The 18,622-nt window shown below is 60.6% G+C and carries 18 protein-coding genes; 13 read left to right on the top strand and 5 right to left on the bottom strand.

The annotated features are described in order from the left end of the window. Window positions 1-114: 114 nt before the first annotated feature. Genes ACQZ63_RS20980 through ACQZ63_RS20950 form a run of 7 tightly spaced genes read left to right on the top strand, consistent with a single transcriptional unit; the run spans window position 115 to window position 8,397 of the window. Window positions 115-501 carry a DUF1636 family protein gene (locus ACQZ63_RS20980; protein WP_003516414.1) on the top strand — a complete coding sequence of 129 codons (387 nt, stop codon included), beginning with the start codon at window positions 115-117 and terminating at the stop codon, window positions 499-501. Continuing rightward, window positions 498-1,535: a cobalamin biosynthesis protein CobW gene (gene cobW / locus ACQZ63_RS20975; protein WP_013636993.1), complete on the top strand. Its 1,038-nt coding sequence runs from the start codon at window positions 498-500 to the stop codon at window positions 1,533-1,535. The genes ACQZ63_RS20980 and cobW overlap by 4 nt, the downstream gene beginning before the upstream one ends. A gap of 5 nt (window positions 1,536-1,540) precedes the next feature. After that, the gene (gene cobN / locus ACQZ63_RS20970) at window positions 1,541-4,891 is read left to right on the top strand and encodes a cobaltochelatase subunit CobN (protein ID WP_113556104.1); all 3,351 of its coding nucleotides are present in this window, start codon (window positions 1,541-1,543) and stop codon (window positions 4,889-4,891) included. Further along, window positions 4,888-6,246 carry a precorrin-3B synthase gene (gene cobG / locus ACQZ63_RS20965; protein WP_113556106.1) on the top strand — a complete coding sequence of 453 codons (1,359 nt, stop codon included), beginning with the start codon at window positions 4,888-4,890 and terminating at the stop codon, window positions 6,244-6,246. The genes cobN and cobG overlap by 4 nt, the downstream gene beginning before the upstream one ends. Then, entirely contained in the window at window positions 6,243-6,875 is a 633-nt protein-coding gene (locus tag ACQZ63_RS20960; RefSeq protein ID WP_113556108.1) for a precorrin-8X methylmutase, read from the top strand. Before cobG ends, ACQZ63_RS20960 begins: the two co-directional genes overlap by 4 nt. Continuing rightward, window positions 6,872-7,639 carry a precorrin-2 C(20)-methyltransferase gene (locus ACQZ63_RS20955; RefSeq protein WP_025594680.1) on the top strand — a complete coding sequence of 256 codons (768 nt, stop codon included), beginning with the start codon at window positions 6,872-6,874 and terminating at the stop codon, window positions 7,637-7,639. The genes ACQZ63_RS20960 and ACQZ63_RS20955 overlap by 4 nt, the downstream gene beginning before the upstream one ends. Beyond that, the gene (locus ACQZ63_RS20950; RefSeq protein WP_111803857.1) at window positions 7,636-8,397 is read left to right on the top strand and encodes a precorrin-3B C(17)-methyltransferase; all 762 of its coding nucleotides are present in this window, start codon (window positions 7,636-7,638) and stop codon (window positions 8,395-8,397) included. The genes ACQZ63_RS20955 and ACQZ63_RS20950 overlap by 4 nt, the downstream gene beginning before the upstream one ends. Here ACQZ63_RS20950 and ACQZ63_RS20945 read toward each other — a convergent pair. Further along, a complete protein-coding gene (locus ACQZ63_RS20945) occupies window positions 8,364-9,146 on the bottom strand; it encodes a cobalt-precorrin-6A reductase (protein ID WP_111803858.1) in 783 nt (260 codons plus the stop codon). The two genes, ACQZ63_RS20950 and ACQZ63_RS20945, sit on opposite strands and share 34 nt — an antisense overlap. On the opposite strand from ACQZ63_RS20945, the gene cbiE reads away from it, so the two are divergent. The 3 genes from cbiE to cobM are packed head-to-tail and all read left to right on the top strand — an operon-like array spanning window position 9,145 to window position 11,599. Next, window positions 9,145-10,422 (top strand): precorrin-6y C5,15-methyltransferase (decarboxylating) subunit CbiE, encoded by a 1,278-nt coding sequence (cbiE, locus tag ACQZ63_RS20940; RefSeq protein ID WP_113556110.1) that lies wholly within the window; start codon window positions 9,145-9,147, stop codon window positions 10,420-10,422. The genes ACQZ63_RS20945 and cbiE overlap by 2 nt on opposite strands. Further along, entirely contained in the window at window positions 10,416-10,829 is a 414-nt protein-coding gene (locus ACQZ63_RS20935; RefSeq protein ID WP_162763651.1) for a cobalamin biosynthesis protein, read from the top strand. Before cbiE ends, ACQZ63_RS20935 begins: the two co-directional genes overlap by 7 nt. Further along, window positions 10,826-11,599, top strand: coding sequence for a precorrin-4 C(11)-methyltransferase (cobM, locus tag ACQZ63_RS20930; RefSeq protein WP_113556114.1), 774 nt, complete (start codon window positions 10,826-10,828; stop codon window positions 11,597-11,599). Before ACQZ63_RS20935 ends, cobM begins: the two co-directional genes overlap by 4 nt. On the opposite strand, the gene ACQZ63_RS20925 is transcribed toward cobM, so the two are convergent. Then, window positions 11,554-12,684, bottom strand: coding sequence for a cobalt-precorrin-5B (C(1))-methyltransferase (locus ACQZ63_RS20925; RefSeq protein WP_162763644.1), 1,131 nt, complete (start codon window positions 12,682-12,684; stop codon window positions 11,554-11,556). The genes cobM and ACQZ63_RS20925 overlap by 46 nt on opposite strands. 59 nt (window positions 12,685-12,743) lie before the next feature. Here ACQZ63_RS20925 and cobA point away from each other — a divergent pair, with 59 nt between their 5' ends. From cobA to ACQZ63_RS20910, 3 genes are all read left to right on the top strand, one after another. Beyond that, window positions 12,744-13,532 carry a uroporphyrinogen-III C-methyltransferase gene (gene cobA / locus ACQZ63_RS20920; RefSeq protein ID WP_111803859.1) on the top strand — a complete coding sequence of 263 codons (789 nt, stop codon included), beginning with the start codon at window positions 12,744-12,746 and terminating at the stop codon, window positions 13,530-13,532. Further along, on the top strand, window positions 13,529-14,845 hold the full coding sequence (locus ACQZ63_RS20915) for a cobyrinate a,c-diamide synthase (protein WP_113556116.1): 1,317 nt from the start codon (window positions 13,529-13,531) through the stop codon (window positions 14,843-14,845). Before cobA ends, ACQZ63_RS20915 begins: the two co-directional genes overlap by 4 nt. A gap of 123 nt (window positions 14,846-14,968) precedes the next feature. Further along, the gene (locus ACQZ63_RS20910; RefSeq protein ID WP_113556117.1) at window positions 14,969-16,219 is read left to right on the top strand and encodes a cytochrome-c peroxidase; all 1,251 of its coding nucleotides are present in this window, start codon (window positions 14,969-14,971) and stop codon (window positions 16,217-16,219) included. On the opposite strand, the gene leuB is transcribed toward ACQZ63_RS20910, so the two are convergent. The 3 genes from leuB to ACQZ63_RS20895 all read right to left on the bottom strand — a co-directional run bounded on the left by leuB (window position 16,200) and on the right by ACQZ63_RS20895 (window position 18,539). Continuing rightward, window positions 16,200-17,312, bottom strand: a complete 1,113-nt coding sequence (gene leuB / locus ACQZ63_RS20905; protein WP_113556119.1) for a 3-isopropylmalate dehydrogenase — start codon at window positions 17,310-17,312, stop codon at window positions 16,200-16,202. The genes ACQZ63_RS20910 and leuB overlap by 20 nt on opposite strands. Before the next feature lie 225 nt (window positions 17,313-17,537). Further along, window positions 17,538-18,143, bottom strand: a complete 606-nt coding sequence (gene leuD / locus ACQZ63_RS20900) for a 3-isopropylmalate dehydratase small subunit (RefSeq protein ID WP_065705105.1) — start codon at window positions 18,141-18,143, stop codon at window positions 17,538-17,540. A 165-nt stretch (window positions 18,144-18,308) separates the two neighbouring features. Further along, window positions 18,309-18,539, bottom strand: a complete 231-nt coding sequence (locus ACQZ63_RS20895; protein WP_003516445.1) for a hypothetical protein — start codon at window positions 18,537-18,539, stop codon at window positions 18,309-18,311. Window positions 18,540-18,622: the final 83 nt, after the last annotated feature.

Raw genomic sequence — 18,622 nt, 5'->3', positions numbered from 1 at the left:
GCAGCCGCGCTTTTCAGTGCGCTGTTTTCGACATCCGCACCCCGACGAGTTTAAAGGCGCGGAAAGCGGAACGGTTTGGATATTACCACAACATCTTCTTGTGCGGACGGGACAATGGAAGCCAACACAGCTTCTGGCGTGGTCGTTTTTGTCTGCCGAAGCTGTCGCGACGACACCGATCCCAATGCGGAGCCGCGCCCCGGCACCATCCTTGCGGAAGCTGCCATCGCAAAAGCGCGTGACTCCGGCATCGATGTTCGCTCCGTCAATTGCCTTGCCAATTGCAAACGCGGCCTCAGTGCCGTGCTGCGCGGTGCCGATGGCTGGTCCTATGTATTCGGCGGGCTGACGCCCAACGATGCGGAAGACCTGCTCACGGGCGCGCAAATGCTGGCCGCCTCCGCAGATGGCCTGATGCCCTGGCGCGGCCGCCCCGACACATTGAAGCGCGGCATGGTGGCGCGCATTCCCCCATTCGATTTTACCGAGGAGAGATCATGAGCACCCTTCTGGACCGCGTTCCCTGCACCATCGTCACCGGCTTTCTGGGGGCTGGAAAAACCACGCTGCTGCGCGGTCTCCTCGAAAAGCTTGATGGCAAGCGGCTTGCCATCATCGTCAACGAATTCGGTGATATCGGCATCGATGGCGATATCCTCAAGGGATGCGGCATTGAGAGCTGCCCGGAGGAAAACATCGTTGAGCTGGCCAATGGCTGCATCTGCTGCACGGTGGCGGATGATTTCCAGCCGGCCATCGAGCAGATTCTGAGCCGCCAGCCGAAGGTGGAGCATATCCTCATCGAGACCTCCGGCCTTGCCCTACCCAAGCCGCTGGTGCAGGCATTTCAATGGCCGGCCATCAAGAGCCGCGTGACGGTTGACGCTGTGGTGGCTGTTGTGGATGGCGCTGCCCTTGCCGAGGGTCAGGTGGCGCATGACATGGAAGCCCTTGCCGCCCAGCGCGCAAATGACGAAGCCCTCGATCACGACGATCCGGTCGAAGAGGTTTTTGAGGACCAGATCGCCTGTGCCGATCTTATCGTGCTGACCAAGGCGGATCTGCTCGATAGCGCCGGTCTGGAAAAGGCGAAGGCTCATATTCTCGAGCATTTGCCGCGGGCCGCAAAGATCGTCGTCGCCTCGAATGGCGTCATCGATCCGGCCGTGCTGATCGGCCTCGGTCTTGCGGTTGAAGAGGATATCGAAAACCGCCGCACCCATCACGATGGTGAACTCGACCACGAACATGACGATTTCGACAGCTTCGTCATCGACCTGCCGGCCGTGACCGATCCGGAAGCGCTGGCGGCTCGTATCGCCGAGACAGCGGCTGCGGAAAATGTTCTGCGCATCAAAGGTTTCGTCGAAGTATCCACCAAGCCGATGCGCCTGCAGGTGCAGGCAGTCGGTAGCCGCGTCAACCATTATTATGACCGTCCCTGGGCGGCCGGTGAAGAGCGCCGCAGCCGCCTCGTCGTCATAGGCGAAAAGGGCCTCAACCGCGAAAAGATCGAACAGATGCTGGCCGCCTGATAGAAATGCACATTCTCGCCACCACATCTTCGTCTCTGGACGACCTGATCGAGCCGGTTGATCTCAACCAGCCGCGATCGGATGTGGTGATGCTGTCTTTTTCGGCAAGCGATCTTGCCGGGCTGGAACAGGCATGGCGGCAGGCAGAGGGCGCGCTTCCGTCCCTGTCCGCTGCCAACCTCTCCGAGCTTCGGCATCCGATGTCGGTCGATCTGTGGATCGAAAAGACGGCCGAACATGCCCGTGTCATCCTTATCCGGATTCTCGGCGGCGCGGAACGCTGGCGCTATGGCGTCGATCAGCTCAGCACGATGGCGCGGCGACGTGGCATAAAACTTATGCTCCTGCCGGGTGAATGCAGTGAGAGAGACGAAAAGCTCGAAGCGGCCTCGACTGTTGATCGCCAGACGTTGGCGTCCGTCCTCGCCTTCTTCCGCGAGGGTGGGCGGGAAAATATGGACCGGCTTGCCATTGGTCTTGCTGCCCTTGTAAGTGGTGGCGCATGGCCAGATATCGAGGCTCAACCGCTGCCGAAAGCCGGCTTTTACCGGCCGGGTAAAGGCGTCGTGGATCAGGCGGAAGCCTGCGCCGGTTTTCCCGCCGGTGCAGCTGTCCTTCCCATTCTCTTTTACCGCTCCATGCTTCTTGCGGCCGATGCGGCGCCCGTGGATGCGCTTTTTAATGCGCTCTCTCAGCGCGGTTTTGCGCCATTGCCGATTTTCGTCAGCGGCCTCAAGGATGGGGAGGCAATTCGCTTTCTCGAAACCGTACTGCCCGAACTCCAGCCCGCCGCCATCGTTGCCGCCACAGCTTTTGCCAGTCAGATGGATGACAGCGGTAAAACCCTGTTTGATCGCCTCGGCGTGCCGGTGTTTCAGGTGGTTATGGCGACGACGCGACGGGACGGCTGGGCGGAAAATGCGCGCGGTCTCAACCCTTCCGATCTTGCCATGCATGTGGTTCTGCCGGAACTCGATGGCCGGATTCTTGCTGGCGCAATCTCATTCAAGCAGGTGCGGACTGATGGCGGTATCAGCCTCATCAATGTACCGGAGGCTGATCGCGTCGAACAGGTGGCAAACCGAATCGCTGCCTTTCTGCAATTAAAACAGTCCACGCCACAGGAACGGCGGATCGTCATTCTGATGCCGGATTATCCCGGTGCTGCGCCAGGGCGCACGGGTTATGCCGTTGGTCTCGATGTCCCGCAAAGCGTGCTTGAAATGCTGCGCGATCTGGCCGCGGCAGGATATGTGGTTTCGGATATTCCCGAAACGGCGCGGGCTTTGCTGGATTGTGTCGAGCAGCAGGAAGCGGCTGTCGGACTTTCAGACTATCGTGATTTTCTTTTGGGTTTGCCTGAAGGGGTTGCCGCCTCCGTGGATAGCACGTGGGGTTCGGCCGAACAGGACGACGCACTAGCCGACGGCGCATTCCGTTTTCGCGTCGCCCGTTTCGGCCAGATATTCGTGGCCCTGGCACCGGATCGTGGGCGAAATGAGGATCGGCGGGTGGATTACCATGACCCTGCCCTACCGCCACGTCATGCGTTGGTCGCTTTCGGCGCCTGGATGCAGCGTGTCGCAGGGGCGCATGCCATTGTGCATGTCGGTGCGCATGGCACGCTGGAATGGCTGCCCGGCAAGACAGTTGCGCTTTCCCGCGATTGTTTTCCTGAAATCGTCACCGGGTCTTTGCCGGTGGTCTATCCGTTCATCGTTTCCAATCCGGGCGAAGCGGCGGTTGCCAAACGGCGGATCGCTGCCGTCACGATCGGCCATGTTCCGCCTGTGCTGGTAGATGCCGGGCTTTCGCCGGAACAATCGGCTCTGGAACAGCTCGTCGACGAATATGCGCAGGCGGATGGGCTCGACCGCCGCCGCCGCGACCGGCTGGCGAAACTGATCGTAGAGAAGGCGCTGGAAACCGGTCTTGCGGCGGATGCCGGTGTCGGTGCAAAGGACGATGCCGATGCGGCGCTGTCGCGCATCGACGCCTTCCTCTGTGACCTGAAGGACTTCGCCATCAAGGATGGCCAGCATGTTTTTGGCCGCAGCCCCGAAGGCGAGACCGATCTTCTGAGGCTTGAAAGTGCTGCGGCGGAAAAAACAGCGCTGCTTGCCGCGCTCGATGGCCGCCATATTGTCCCCGGTCCTTCCGGCGCACCCGCGCGCGGGCGTCTCGATGTCCTGCCGACGGGCCGCAATCTTTATGCTGCCGATCCGCGCACCATGCCGACGCCGACGGCTTTCGAGCTGGGCCGCATGGCGGGCGAAGAAGTGCTTCGGCACCATCTGCAATCCCATGGCGACTGGCCGAAACATCTGGTTTTTGATCTCTGGGGCAGCGCCAGCCTGCGCAATGGCGGCGAGGATGTGGCGCAGGCGCTGCATCTGATGGGGGCGAGACCGATCCATGACCTGGCGACGGGCCGCGTCACAGGCATCGAGGTTCTGCCGCCGGCCAGTATCGGGCGGCCGCGTGTCGACGTCACATTCCGGATTTCCGGCCTGTTCCGCGACATGTTTCCGGCGTTGATCGCTCTTCTAGACGCCGCCGCCAAGGCCGTCGCGCGGCGGGATGAAGCGCCGGGTGACAATCCGCTGGCGGAAGAAGCGGCGGCACTCGGGCATATACCGGCACGCATCTTCGGCTCCGCACCCGGCACCTATGGTGCGGGCACTGAGGAGAAACTCGCCAGCGGAAAATGGGAAGAACGTGAGGAACTAGGGCAAGCCTATCTGGATGCGGCAAGCCATGCCTTTGGCGGTGCGGATGGGCTTGAGATTTTCGAGGATGCCGATTTTGTCGAGCTGGTACGCCGTGCCGATCTTCTCGTTCACACCGGTGACGATCCGGGCCGGGATCTTCTCGACGGCTCGTCAGATGTCGCTTTCATCGGTGGTTTTTCCGCCGCAAAAGCACTCCTTGGCGGCGTTGCCAATATTGTGGCGCTGGATACGACCGATCCCGCGCGTCCGCGCGCGCGATCCATTTCGCAGGCGCTGACGCGCGTTGTTCGGGCCCGCGCCGTCAATCCGCGCTTCATTGCCGGCCAGATGCGGCACGGCCCGCGCGGGGCGGCAGAATTTGCCGAGACGGTTGACCGGCTGATCGGTTTTGCGGAAACCACCCATGCGGTACCCTCCTCGCTGATCGAGGCGCTTTACGACGCCTATTTGGGCAATGAGGACGTGCGCGATTTCATCCTGCGGGAAAATCCGAAAGCGGCGGAGGTCATGGCGACGCGCTTTTTATCCGCCCGTCGTCGCGGGTTGTGGCACAGCCGCCGCAATGCGGTGGATGCGGAACTTGAAATGCTGATCCTGCCCCGTTCTGAAAAGGTCGGCGCATGAGGACGGCCCCTTCCGATCCGGTCCAGCCGTTTGGCCGCCGTGGGACGTGTCCGGCCTTATCGACCCCGATGCTGACCGGTGACGGATACCTGTCGCGTATCGCATTCGAGGCAGACATTACGCCCCGCGATATGATCGCGCTTTGCGATCTTGCCGAGCGGCACGGCAACGGGCTGATAGACATCACGGCACGCGGCAGCCTGCAATTTCGCGGCCTGACGCGGGAAAGCGCCTGCGACCTGGAGAATGATGTTCTGGCGCTCGGTTTGCCGCTTCGCGACGGACTGGCAGTCGAGACCTCACCTCTTTCCGGTCGGGACGATCGGGAAATCGCCGATGGCAGTGCCATTGCGGATGAGATTCGCAGAGAGGCTGCCGCGCTTGCGCTGCATGAAAAGCTCGCCGCCAAAATGTCCGTCATCATCGATGGGGGCGGCCATCTTTCCATGGGCGATTTGCTGGCCGATATCCGTCTGAAGGCGGTGCGGCTCGATCATCGAGTTTTCTGGCAATTGTCTGTCGGGGGCCCGGAGAGCAAGGCGCTACGCGCTGGATTTGTTGAAGCCGACAAGGCAGCCGATGTGGTCCTGTTGCTGCTCGTCCATCTGGCCGGCAAAGGACCGCTTGCCCGTGGCCGCGATCTGGATTTGCGGACGATAAAGGCGATTTGCGGAGACCGCCTGGTAGATAGCGAGAGCCAAGGCGAGACGTCTGCGCCTTCTTCGCCCCTGGGGTTGATGGCGGCCGGTAACGGTACTTTTGCTGCCGGTATCACGCCTGCTTTCGCGCAAGTTCGTGCTTCCGATCTGTCGCGGCTCTGTGGACTGGCGCGCGCATTTGATATCGAAACATTGCGGCCGTCGCTCAATCATAGCCTGCTATTTTTCGGGTCGCGGGATGCTTGCGATGCGCTGATGCAAATTGCGGACAGTGCCGGTTTCATCACAAGGGCAGGTGATGCGCGATCTTCCATCGCTGTCTGTCCCGGCACGCCGGGGTGCGCTTCGGCTTTCTTTCCCACACATGATCTGGCGGCCTTTGCATCGCGGGAATTAGCTTCCATGCTCGATGGCTCCTTCACACTGCATCTCTCCGGCTGCGGAAAGGGTTGCGCCCATCCCGCCCCCTCGTTTTTGACCTTTTCCGGCACCGCCGATGGTCTGGCCTTTTCGTTTTCGAGCCGCGCCTGCGACCCGCAGGACGGTATTTTACCTTTCGAGCAACAGAGGACGGCGCTTTCGCGACTTGCCCGTCTTTGCGAAAAAGAACATAAGCCCGGGGAAAACGCTGCCGACCTGTTTGCCCGTCTGGGTAAGGAGGCAATCGTTGCCGCGCTTCGACAGGATGACCGATGACCGACCATGACTATATTCGCGACGGCAATGCGATTTACGAGCGCTCCTTCGCCATCATTCGCGAGGAAGCGGATTTGTCCGTTTTTACCGAAGATCAGGCGGATATCGCCATTCGCATGATCCATGCCTGCGGGCTGGTGGAAGCGGCCAGCCATTTCCGTTTTTCTCCGGATTTCGTTGTCGCTGCACGTGGTGCTTTGCTGGCGGGCAAGCCCGTTCTGTGCGATGCGGAAATGGTCGCCCACGGCGTGACCCGCGCCCGCCTTCCGGCCAATAATGACGTGATCTGCACCCTTCGCGATCCGCGCACCCCTGAGCTTGCGAAAACGATTGGCAATACCCGTTCCGCCGCCGCACTCGATCTCTGGGCGGAAAAGCTGGACGGTGCTCTCGTTGCTATCGGCAACGCGCCGACAGCGCTGTTCTATCTTCTGGAGATGCTTGAAAAGGGCGCTCCACGTCCAGCTGCCATTATCGGCATGCCGGTCGGTTTTGTCGGTGCGGCGGAATCGAAGGATGCGCTGGAGGCTAGTTTGCTCGGCATTCCCTATGCCATCGTCAAGGGACGTATGGGTGGATCGGCCATGACGGCCGCTGCCGTCAACGCCGTTGCGAGGGCAGGTCTGTGAGCGCGGCTCTTTTCGAAAATTCCAGGGGTAAACTCGTGGGCGTCGGCACCGGCCCCGGCGATCCAGAGCTTCTGACGCTGAAAGCCGTGCGCGCCATCGAAAATGCCGATGTCCTCGCCTTCTTCTGCAAGAAAGGCAGCAGCGGCAATGGTCGCGGTATCGTTGAGGCCTTCATTCGTCCGGGCACACTGGAAATGCCGCTGGTCTATCCGGTAACCGTCGAGAGCGATAAAAACGGCGAGGATTATCGCGGTGCGATCGCCGCATTTTTTGATCAGTCGGCCATGGATATTGCTGCCCATCTCGATGCCGGGCGGAATGTCGCCGTGCTGTCGGAAGGCGATCCGCTGTTTTACGGTTCCTATATGCATCTTCATCTGCGGCTTGCGCCTTCCTATGAGGCGGAGGTCGTTGCCGGCATTACCGCCATGTCCGGCTGCTGGTCGATGGCCGGTCTACCGCTGGTGCAGGGTGACGATATCTTGAGCGTGCTTCCCGGCACTCTTGCCGAAGATGTTCTGACAGAGCGTCTGTCCGGCACGGATGGCGCCGTGATCATGAAGGTCGGGCGCAACCTGCCGAAGATCCGCCGGGCGCTGGAAAAGGCCGGCAAGCTTAATGAAGCGCTGTATGTCGAGCGCGGCACCATGGCGAACAGCCATGCGGTGCCGCTGATCGAGCGGGACGCATCACCCGCCCCCTATTTTTCGCTGGTTCTGGTACCTGGCTGGAAAACCAGACCCGCTGGCGGTGAAGCGCCATGAACGGCAGGCTGGTCGTTGTCGGCCTCGGCCCTGGCAGTTCTGCGCAGGTGACACCGGAGGCGCTCGCCGCCGTTGAGGCGTCGGAGGATTTCTTCGGTTACATTCCCTATCTCGATCGGCTGTCGCTCAGACCCGACCAACGTCGCCATGCCTCTGACAATCGCGAGGAAATCTCCCGTGCCGAACAGGCTCTGCGGCTTGCCGCCGGGGGCGGCAAGGTCTGCGTGGTTTCGGGCGGCGATCCCGGCGTTTTTGCCATGGCGGCGGCTGTTTGCGAGGCGATTGAACATGGCCCGCGCGAGTGGCGCGAAATAGACTTTTCGGTCGTGCCGGGCGTGACGGCCATGCTTGCGGTTGCTGCCCGAGCCGGCGCGCCGCTCGGGCATGATTTCTGCGCCATCTCGCTGTCGGACAATTTGAAGCCCTGGGGCATTATTGAAAAGCGGCTGATCGCGGCTGCGGAAGCCGGATTCGTGATGGCTTTCTATAATCCCGTCAGCAAGGCGCGCCCGCACCAGCTTGGCACCGCCTTCGATCTTTTGCGGGTACATCTGCCCGGCTCGGTGCCGGTGATCTTTGGCCGTGCGGCAGGCCGTGCGGATGAGCGCATCCGGGTCGTGCCTTTGTCGGAAGCATCGAGCGACATGGCGGATATGGCCACCTGCATCATCGTCGGTTCGGTGGAAACGCGTTTGATTGAACGTTCGGACAAAGATCCGCTGGTTTACTCGCCGCGTTTTTCGAGAAGAGAAAGCTGATGGCGGATGGCGGTGAGCGCAGTCGCTATATCCGGCACGTTCGCGCCATTGAGGATTGCGGCGTTCAGCTGTGGCGGCCGCTCGATCATGATAACCGGCAGACCGAGCCGCCTCGCCGCTTCGATCTTGCCGTAACTGGCGTTGCCGCCGGAGTTCTTGGAAACCACAGTGCCGATACGGTTTTCCTCCAGCATGCGGATCTCTTCATCCAGCGCAAAAGGGCCGCGCGCGGTAATATAGCGAGCATCCGGCACCTTCAGCGGCGGCTCTACCGGATCAACGCTGCGAATGAGATAGCTGTGTTGGGGTGCTGCCTCGAAAGGAAGGAGTTCCTGCCGGCCGAGCGCCAGAAACACCCGCTTGCCTTCAACGCCGAGCGCGATAACAGCCTGTTCGATGGTATCGACCCTCTGCCATTTGTCATCCGGTTGGCGGTCCCAGGCGGGGCGAGAAAGTGCTACAAGCGGAACTTTGGCAAGTCTCGCCGCCTCCACGGCATTGGCGGAAATCCTCGCCGCATAGGGATGGGTGGCGTCAACCAGAATATCGAAATTCCCGGTGCGTATGAAATCGGCCAAACCCGCAGCACCGCCAAACCCGCCACTGCGCATCGGCACCGGCTGTTCCACTGGCGAAAGCGTACGACCGGCCATGGAGAGCAGGATTCGGTAGCCGGAGTCCACCGCCAGCTTGCCGGCGAGAATGCGGGCATCCGCCGTGCCGCCAAGGATGAGTATGGAGCGTGTCATGACGTCTGAATATTCCGGAACGGGCAACGCTTCCACTCAAAAGAAAGCTTCCACTGAAAAGAAAGGCAAGCCATGGCTTTTCATCGTCGGCATAGGCGAAGATGGGCTGGATGGGCTCGGTCGGAATGCCGTGGCGGCAATAGAGGGGGCCGAGATTGTTTTCGGTGGCAAACGTCATCTGGAACTGGCGGCTGCAGCCATTCGTGGTGAGGCGCGCCCTTGGCCGGTGCCGTTCGATGCGGAGATGAGCGATGTCGTGGCGTTGCGAGGTAGACGGGTCTGCGTGCTCGCCTCCGGCGATCCGTTCTTTTATGGCGCCGGCGTCACACTTCTGCGGCGGATACCGTCGGAGGAGACAGTCTGCTATCCCTCACCTTCCGCCTTCTCCCAGGCCGCGGCGCGGCTTGGCTGGGCTTTGCAGTCGACCGAATGCGTATCATTACACGGGCGTTCCATCGATCTTTTGCGACCGCACCTGCATCCCGGAGCGAGGATCATCGCGCTTACTTCGGATGAGCGCGCGCCCGCTCTCATCGCGGAATTGCTGTCTCAATCCGGTTTCGGCCAGTCGGAATTTGTCCTGCTCGAAGCTTTGGGCGGAAAGCGGGAGAGGCGGCGGCAAATCAGGGCGGTCGATTTTACCTTTGACGACATCGATCCTTTGAACGTCGTGGCTATCGATGTCGTTGCTGCTGAGGGCGCACGCGTCCTGCCTTTTGTGCAGGGGCTGGATGACAGCCTGTTCGAACATGACGGGCAGATCACCAAGCGTGAAATCCGTGCCGTGACGCTTTCATCGCTGGCTCCGCGCCGGGGCGAGCTGCTGTGGGATATCGGTGCCGGTTCGGGTTCGATTGGTATTGAATGGATGCTGTCGCACCCCTCGCTCCGTGCCATCGCCATAGAGCAGCATCCCGACAGGGCGGAGCGTATCGCCCGCAATGCCGAGGCATTTGGCGTTCCGGGGCTTGAAGTCATGATCGGTGCAGCACCTGCGGCTTTTGAAGGCCTGCCTCAACCGGATGCGATCTTCATTGGTGGTGGCGGCAGCGAAACGGGCGTGTTTGAGGCTGCTCTGGAGGCCTTGAAGCCAGGCGGGCGGCTGGTTGCCAATGCGGTGACGCTTGAAATGGAAGCGGTGCTGCTTGCGGCCCATGCCAGGTTCGGCGGTTCGATGATCCGTCTCGATGTGTCGCGCGTTGTTGCTGTCGGCTCCATGTCGGGCTGGCGTCCGGCCATGCCGGTGACGCAATGGAGCTGGGTCAAGCCATGGTGACTGTCGCTGGCATAGGCTGCCGCAAGGGCACGGGTTCAGATGCAATTATTGCAGCCGTGCACGCTGCGGAGCTTGCTTTTGGCATGACCGTTGAATGCTTGGCGACTGCGCCGCTCAAGGCAAAAGAAGCTGGTCTTGCGGAAGCGGCGAAACGTCTGGCGCTGCCGCTTGAAATCGTATCGAAGGAACAGCTCGAGGCGGCTGCTTCGAAAACAATGACATTTTCACAGGCAAGCCTTGATCATGCCGGGACGCCCAGCGTCAGTGAAGCGGCGACACTTGCTGCCGCCGGAGAAAATGCGCGGCTGGTCGCGGCGCGTCTCGTGGTTGGCGATGTGACGGTAGCCATCGCCACGACGAGCGACGCGCGAAATGACCGCGCCATCGAACATGGAGAACAACAATGACGGTTCATTTCATCGGCGCCGGTCCGGGCGCCGCCGATCTCATCACGGTGCGCGGGCGCGATCTTATCGCTGCCTGCCCGGTCTGCCTTTATGCCGGCTCGCTGGTGCCGAAGGCGCTGATCGAGTATTGCCCGACGGATGCACGCATTGTCGATACGGCAGCACTGTCGCTTGATGAGATCGAGGCGGAGTTCGTTGCGGCGGCAAAGGCGGGCAAGGATGTGGCACGGCTGCATTCCGGTGATCTGTCCGTCTGGAGCGCCATGGGTGAACAGATCCGCCGGCTGGAACGGCTGGGTCTCGAGTATACCGTGACTCCAGGTGTGCCCTCCTTCGCTGCTGCCGCTGCCACCCTGCAGCGGGAATTGACGGTGCCGGAAGTGGCGCAAAGCCTTGTTCTGACCCGTATTTCGGGCCGCGCTTCGAAAATGCCCGAGGGCGAGACGCTGAAAGCCTTTGGTGCGACGGGGGCGACACTTGCCATCCATCTCGCTATCCATGCCATCGGCCAGGTGGTGGAAGAACTGACGCCGCTTTATGGTTCCGATTGCCCAGTCGCCATCGTCGTCCGCGCCTCCTGGCCGGATGAGCGGGTCATTCGCGGCACGTTGTTCGACATCGAAGGAAAACTGGCAGCAGAACCGGTGGAGCGGACGGCGCTGATCTTCGTCGGGCATGGGCTTGCCTCGACGGATTTTCGCGAGAGCGCACTTTATAGTACCGATTATGTCCGGCGGTTCCGCTCCCCGAAGGAAGATGCGAAGGGCTGATGCGACGGCGTGGAGGCGGTGCGTCCCTTGAGCGTGCCCTGACGGTCGAACACCAGAATATCAAGCTCGATGCCGGGTACCTTCAAAGCGGCAGCCGCTGTTACCCAGGCTTTTTCCGCAACGATCGCGCCGAGGTCTATCCCCGCGCGTTCGGCCAGCTCAAAGGCGTGCGCAACCATGTTGGCCTGACGAATGGCGAGGGCAAGATTTTCATCTCCGCCAGCCTCGGTTGCGAGTACTGCCAGCGCATCAAGATCGGCCAGGCCTTTCTTGGAATGCACGTCCAGCATGCCCTGGGCGAGCTTCGTCATCTTGGCGACGCCGCCGGCAATTGTTACCCGTTCGACGGGGTGGCTGCGCAGATATTTCAGCATGCCACCGATAAAATCGCCCATATCGATCAGTGCGGTCTCTGGCAGGCCGTAAACTGCCTGCCCCGCCTTTTCGGAGGTGTTGCCGGTCGCGCCGAGCAGATGGGTGCAGCCGGTGGCGCGCGCCACATCGATGCCGCGCCAGATGGAATGGATCCATGCCGAGCAGGAAAACGGGATGACGATGCCGGTGGTGCCAAGGATGGAAATGCCGCCGACAATACCGAGCCTGCCATTCAGGGTCTTTTCCGCGATTTTCTCGCCGTCCCGAACGGAAATCTCGACTTCGAAATCGGCATCGTCACCGGCTACTTCGCGAATGGCGGTTTCGATCATCTTGCGAGGTACGGGGTTGATCGCGGGTTCGCCCGGCGGCAGGGGCAATCCAGGCCGGGTGATGGTGCCGACGCCTTTTCCGGCCTTGAAGGTGATGCCGCTGCCGGGCTTTCCCCGTCGCACGGTGCTTTCGATCAGCGCACCATGGGTCACGTCGGGATCGTCGCCAGCATCCTTGACGATGCCGGCTCTTGCGAAGTTTTCACCTTTTTCCTCGGTGGCGAGAGAAAATGCCGGCCTCGCGCCGCTTGGAAGTTCGACTTCGACAGGGTAAGGAAACTCGCCGGTCAGAAGGGCAGCGCAGGCCGCCTTCGTGGCGGCTGCCGCGCAAGTGCCCGTGGTCCAGCCGCGGCGAAGGGTCTTTCCATCCGTTTCCATATGAATTCCTATAGCCGGGACGGCTATTTCCGTCATCGTTAAAAAAGCAGCCGAGAAGAATGTCGATAGCGCAGGTTTTGAACAGCATCGCCGCAAAAGGTCCGGTCTTTGAGGCCGGGCATGTCTGGCTCGCAGGCGCGGGTCCGGGCGATGTGCGTTATCTGACGCTCGAAGTGGCGCTCGCGCTTTCGCAGGCCGATGTGATCGTGCGCGACGCGCTGGTAAGCGACGATGTCGTTTCCCTCGGGCCCCAGGCTGAAATCGTGTTTGCCGGCAAGCGCGGCGGCAAGCCGTCGGCAACGCAGGACGACATCACTGCCTCGCTGATTGATCTCGCCCGACAGGATAAGAAGGTGTTGCGGCTTAAGGGTGGCGATCCATTTATTTTCGGGCGTGGCGGCGAAGAGGCGGAGGCGCTTGTCCGCGCCGGCATCCCATTTCGTATCTTGCCGGGCATGACCTCGTCGCTTGCAGCCCTTGCTTCAGCGCGCATTCCCGCCACCATGCGCGGTATCAGCCGCGCTGTCACGCTTGCCACCGGCCATGCCGCCGGGACCGAAGAGGATCTGGATTGGCTGGCACTGGCGAAGACACAGGAACCCATCGTCGTTTATATGGGGCTTAAGAACATAGGCTCGATCGCGGGTCTTCTGATGCAGGGCGGTCGTTCAGGCAAGACGCCGGTCGCCGTCATCATGTCGGCAACGACCGCGCAGGAACGGATTTTCATCGGCACACTGGAAAGCATAGCTGACGATGCAAAACGGGAAAAATTCGAGGCGCCGGCGCTGATCGTTATTGGCGAGATCGTTTCGATGCGCGACCGACTTGGGGTGCCGACCTTATGACCACACGGGCAATCATCATCGGCGCACCGCGCTCTGGATCCGGCAAGACCAGCGTAACAATCGGCTTGCTCAGGGCCTTTGCCCGGCGCGGCGTCAACGTGCGCGGCATCAAGACGGGGCCGGATTATATCGACCCCGGCTTCCATGCCTTCGCCACCGGCACATCCGGCCTCAATCTCGACAGCTGGGCCATGCAGCCGGAATTGCTTCGACACCTGTTGTTGCAACAGGCTGATGGTGCCGACCTCGTTTTGATCGAAAGCGCCATGGGCCTGTTCGACGGTATCCCCGTGGCGGAAAACCGCACTGGTTCTGCGGCGGATCTGGCCCGGCTGTTCGGCATTCCCGTGCTGCTGGTGCTGGATGTGTCGGGTCAATCGCAGACAGCCGCTGCTGTTGCCTATGGTTTTGCCCACTATGATCCTGTTGTCACCATGGCGGCGGTGGTGCTGAACCGCGCCGGCAGCGAAAGACACCGGACGCTGTGCACGGAGGCCATCGAAAAAATCGGTCTGCCTGTCGCAGGATGCGTCCTGCGTGATCCGTCACTCATCCTGCCGGAACGGCATCTGGGCCTGGTGCAGGCCAGCGAACATCCGGAAATCGACGCGCATATAGAACGGCTGGCGGATGCGATGGAAAGGTCCATTGATCTCGATGCCTTGCTTTCGCTCGCTGCGCCTGTAGATGTGCCCTCCGGCTCGGTGGAGGCAGCGATTGCGCCGCCCGGCCAGCGCATCGCGCTTGCAGACGACGCGGCTTTCACCTTTCTTTATCCGCACCTCAAGAACCACTGGCATGCAGCGGGGGCGGAGATCGTGCCCTTCTCACCGCTGGCCGACGAGGCACCCGATGAGACCTGCGACATTTGCTGGCTGCCAGGTGGTTATCCCGAACTTTACGCTGGAAGGCTTGCCGATGCTGCCGTGTTCAAGGCAGGCATTGTCCGTTTTGCCGAGACGAAGCCGGTGCATGGTGAGTGCGGCGGCTATATGGTTTTGGGAACGGCGCTGGAAGATGCCGATGGCGTCACCCATGCCATGACCGGGCTTCTGTCACATGCCACCAGTTTCGCCACGCGCAAGATGAACCTCGGTTACCGGCAGGCTGTAATCGTGGCAGATGGGCCGCTGGGCAAAGCGGGCGAGGTTCTGCGCGGCCACGAGTTTCACTATGCGCGTGTCATCGATCCGGGTCACGATGAGCCTTTCGCTCAGATCGCTGACGGGCAGGGTCGTCCGCTCGGCCCCTCCGGTGGCAGGCGGGGTCTTGTTTCAGGCACTTTCTTCCACGCGATAGCCAAAGCCGGGTAAGCAATTTGGCGTCTGGATGCGGGGTTGCGTCAAAGTGGAGCGGGCTGAGAAAGTTTGTAGTCTGGTGCGATAGGTAAGTGCTATATAACCACTGTCGTCCCGAGTTTCCGAAACGCTATTTCAATGAAAAGACTGCGCCTATTCATTTCTGCCGCCCTTGCCGTGGCCATGATACCGGTTCCGCTCGAGATCGGTGCTGGTCAAATGCGGGCTCATGGCGGCGAAGATTATGCAACGCTTGAAAAACTCGGCGCGGCGCTGTTCGATGATGCCAATCTCTCCATGAACCGCACGATGGCGTGTTCCACCTGCCATATGCAGGCGGCGGGTTTTTCCGATGCGCGCGAAAGCGACAAGGTCGGCCGGGACGTCTCTCTCGGCGATGACGGGATTTCGCTGGGCGACCGTAATGCGCCGACTGCAGCCTATGCCCGGTTCACGCCGCCATTCGGCAAGAACGCTGCGGGAGAGTATGTCGGCGGGCAATTCTGGGATGGTCGCGCCTCCCTGCTGGAAGACCAGGCGGGTGGACCACCGCTCAACCCGATCGAAATGGGCATGCCGGATAAAGTCTCTGTCGTCAAACGGCTCAAGGAAAACCCTGATTATGTTGCGGCGTTCGGCACACAGTTCGGCAGCGATGTTTTCCAGAGTGACGAAGGCGCCTTTGCTGCGATGACCAAGGCGCTGGCAAGCTTCGAGCGTTCCGATGAATTCTCCACCTTCGATTCCAGGTATGACCGTTTCCTGCGCGGCGAAGAAAAGCTAACCGATCAGGAGGAGCTGGGCCGGGTTCTGATCTCCTCGACGCAGTTCACCAATTGCAATACCTGCCATGAAATCCGTGGCGCCAAGGGTTTGGAAGACGGCCTCTTCACCAACCACAAATATTTCAACATCGGTGTTCCGGCCAACACGTCGGTCAGGGCAGCCAACGGCTCCAAGCCGGATGCGGTCGATCTCGGATTGGCGCAAAATCCCGCGGTGGCCGGCGATCCGGCTCAGCGCGGCAAGTTCAAGGTGCCTACCCTTCGCAACGTCGCTGTCACTGGTCCCTACATGCACAATGGCGTGTTTAAGAATCTGCGCACGGTGGTGCTGTTTTACGTGAAATACAAAAGCAAGAAACCCAGCCGGCAGATCAACCCTGAAACGGGTAAAACCTGGGATGCGCCGGAAGTGCCTGATAATATCGCCATGACAGAGCTGACTTCCGCACCGGCGCTGGACGACAAGCGTGTGGACGCCATCGTCGCCTTTTTGAAGACGCTGACTGACAAAAGATATGAACATCTTTTGCCAAAGGAAGATGGGCAAGCGACCGTGCCGCCTGCCCAACCGGTTTCGGTGAGTGTTACGCCGAAAGCGCCTTGAATTCTGCGAGAACCGCGTCACCCATTTCGGAGGTGCTGACCTGACGGGAACCGTCGGACATGATGTCGGCGGTGCGGATGCCCTTGTCGAGCACGTTCGCAATTGCAGTTTCGAGCTTCGTTGCCTCATCAACCATGTTGAACGAATAGCGCAGGCACATGGCGAAGGACGCGATCATGGCAATGGGGTTGGCGATGCCCTTGCCGGCAATGTCAGGTGCCGAACCGTGCACCGGCTCGTACATGGCCTTGCGCTTGCCGGTCTTGGCATCCGGTGCACCAAGCGATGCCGACGGCAGCATGCCGAGCGAGCCCGTCAGCATGGCAGCGACGTCGGAAAGCATGTCGCCGAAGAGGTTGTCGGTCACGATCACGTCGAACTGCTTGGGCTTGCGCACCAACTGCATGCCGCCGGCATCGGCCAGCATATGCTCCAGCTGAACGTCCTTGTATTTCGCAGCGTGGGTTTCGGTGACTACCTGGTTCCACAAAACGCCAGATTTCATGACGTTGCGCTTCTCCATGGAGCAGACGCGGTTATCGCGCGTGCGTGCCAGTTCGAAAGCGACGCTGGCGATGCGCTCGATCTCGAAGGTGTCGTAGATCTGCGTGTCGATACCGCGCTTCTGGCCGTTGCCGAGGTCGATGATCTGCTTGGGCTCGCCGAAATAGACACCGCCCGTCAGTTCGCGGACGATGAGGATATCGAGACCCTCTACCAGCTCCGGCTTCAGTGAGGAGGCTTCGGCAAGTGCCGGGTAGCAGATGGCGGGGCGCAGGTTGGCGAAAAGTTCGAGATCCTTGCGCAGGCGAAGCAGGCCGGCTTCCGGGCGGTGTTCGTAGGGAACGCCATCCCACTTCGGGCCGCCCACGGCGCCAAACAGGATCGCATCGGCGGCAAGGGCCTTTTCCATATCTGCGTCGGAAATCGCGACGCCATGGGCATCATAAGCGGAGCCGCCGACCAGACCTTCCTGCGTGGTGAAGCCGGCATTTTTTGCGTTGTTCATATAGTCGATCAGCTTGCGGACTTCGGCCATGGCCTCGGGGCCGATACCGTCACCGGGCAGAAGGAAAAGCGTGCGGACTGTCATGAGAACCCTCCTTGGGCGGCGCGCCGGAAACCATCATGAAGGGTTTTCGATTGCGGCGAGCGCGGCGTCAAACTCGTTTCCGTCCTGCCGCCTCACAAGTCACGTCGCCAGCCGAACGGGGTCGGGGGCTTCTTATCCCCGCCTCAACGGCATTTCAAGCAAAGCAAAAGCCGATCCGGTACGGTTTTGTACGGGATCGGCTTTTAAAAGAGGATAGAAGTGCGGTCAGGCCCAGGGGCGGACCGAGGCAGTTGCCTTTTCGAACGTGTCGATGGCGCCGGAATGCTCCAGTGTCAGGCCGATGTCGTCGAGGCCGTTCAGCATGCAATGGCGCTTGAATTCATCGATCTCGAAGGTGATCGTGCCGCCATCAGGGCCGCTGATTTCCTGACGTTCCAGATCGATGGACAGAACGGCGTTCGAGCCGCGCGAGGCGTCGTCCAACAGCTTTTCGAGATTCTCGGGGCTGACGACGACAGGCAGAATGCCGTTCTTGAAACAGTTGTTATAAAAGATATCGGCGAAGCTGGTGGAGATCACGCAGCGGATGCCGAAATCGAGAAGCGCCCATGGTGCATGTTCGCGCGAGGAGCCGCAGCCAAAATTATCGCCCGCGACGAGGATCTGGGCGTTTTGGTAAGCGGGCTTGTTCAGCACAAAATCGGGATTGGGCGAGCCATCTTCGAGATAACGCGACTCGGCAAAAAGGCCGGTTCCAAGACCCGTGCGCTTGATGGTCTTCAGATAGTCTTTGGGAATTATCATATCGGTGTCGATATTGACGACCGGCATGGGCGCAGCAACGCCCGTCAGCTTGGTGAATTTTTCCATCTGTCGCTTCCCGTGTTTCCCTGGTCACAAAATCCGGCGTGGACTGACGCCCGCCGGATATTTTCTGTCGGGAAATACTGCAAAACGGATCGCTTTAGAAGCGCAAACCCGCATTCTTCGGTACGCCGCGTGCAGCGTTCTCGCATTTTGACAGGATTAACGATCTCAGAGATCGATGATCGTGCCTTTGCCGTCGTTCCAGACGCGCATATCGCGCTGGTTGCGGGGCTTGACCGGAATGGGTGCCGGCTTCATACGCGCCGAAAGCAGACGGGCAGCGCTGAGAACGGCGAGCACGCCGATAAAAGCGACCGTAAGCGAGGCGGTAAAAAGAGCCACCAAAGCCAGAAGTGCGATGCCGGATGCGGCAATGAAAAATGAACGGATGCCTTGCATGATTCAACCTTTCTTTCCAGACGAATGTGGGCCTTCTTCTTCCGGCTTGCAAGAGGATTCAGTGGATTGTCGTGTTGCAGATG

This window comes from Agrobacterium sp. CG160-95 (genome assembly GCF_053521725.1).
Note: the sequence above shows the minus strand (reverse complement) of the source record. Positions and strands in the feature narration are given on the sequence as shown.

Coding starts and splice junctions, on each gene's coding strand:
- cobN (WP_113556104.1), top strand. CDS start 1,541: ATGCACATTCTCGCCACCACATCTTCGTCTCTGGACGACCTGATCGAG.
- cobM (WP_113556114.1), top strand. CDS start 10,826: ATGACGGTTCATTTCATCGGCGCCGGTCCGGGCGCCGCCGATCTCATC.
- ACQZ63_RS20945 (WP_111803858.1), bottom strand. CDS start 9,146: ATGACACGCTCCATACTCATCCTTGGCGGCACGGCGGATGCCCGCATT.
- ACQZ63_RS20935 (WP_162763651.1), top strand. CDS start 10,416: ATGGTGACTGTCGCTGGCATAGGCTGCCGCAAGGGCACGGGTTCAGAT.
- leuB (WP_113556119.1), bottom strand. CDS start 17,312: ATGACAGTCCGCACGCTTTTCCTTCTGCCCGGTGACGGTATCGGCCCC.
- cbiE (WP_113556110.1), top strand. CDS start 9,145: ATGACGTCTGAATATTCCGGAACGGGCAACGCTTCCACTCAAAAGAAA.
- ACQZ63_RS20960 (WP_113556108.1), top strand. CDS start 6,243: ATGACCGACCATGACTATATTCGCGACGGCAATGCGATTTACGAGCGC.
- leuD (WP_065705105.1), bottom strand. CDS start 18,143: ATGGAAAAATTCACCAAGCTGACGGGCGTTGCTGCGCCCATGCCGGTC.
- ACQZ63_RS20915 (WP_113556116.1), top strand. CDS start 13,529: ATGACCACACGGGCAATCATCATCGGCGCACCGCGCTCTGGATCCGGC.
- cobA (WP_111803859.1), top strand. CDS start 12,744: ATGTCGATAGCGCAGGTTTTGAACAGCATCGCCGCAAAAGGTCCGGTC.
- ACQZ63_RS20895 (WP_003516445.1), bottom strand. CDS start 18,539: ATGCAAGGCATCCGTTCATTTTTCATTGCCGCATCCGGCATCGCACTT.
- ACQZ63_RS20925 (WP_162763644.1), bottom strand. CDS start 12,684: ATGGAAACGGATGGAAAGACCCTTCGCCGCGGCTGGACCACGGGCACT.
- ACQZ63_RS20910 (WP_113556117.1), top strand. CDS start 14,969: ATGAAAAGACTGCGCCTATTCATTTCTGCCGCCCTTGCCGTGGCCATG.
- ACQZ63_RS20950 (WP_111803857.1), top strand. CDS start 7,636: ATGAACGGCAGGCTGGTCGTTGTCGGCCTCGGCCCTGGCAGTTCTGCG.
- cobG (WP_113556106.1), top strand. CDS start 4,888: ATGAGGACGGCCCCTTCCGATCCGGTCCAGCCGTTTGGCCGCCGTGGG.
- cobW (WP_013636993.1), top strand. CDS start 498: ATGAGCACCCTTCTGGACCGCGTTCCCTGCACCATCGTCACCGGCTTT.
- ACQZ63_RS20980 (WP_003516414.1), top strand. CDS start 115: ATGGAAGCCAACACAGCTTCTGGCGTGGTCGTTTTTGTCTGCCGAAGC.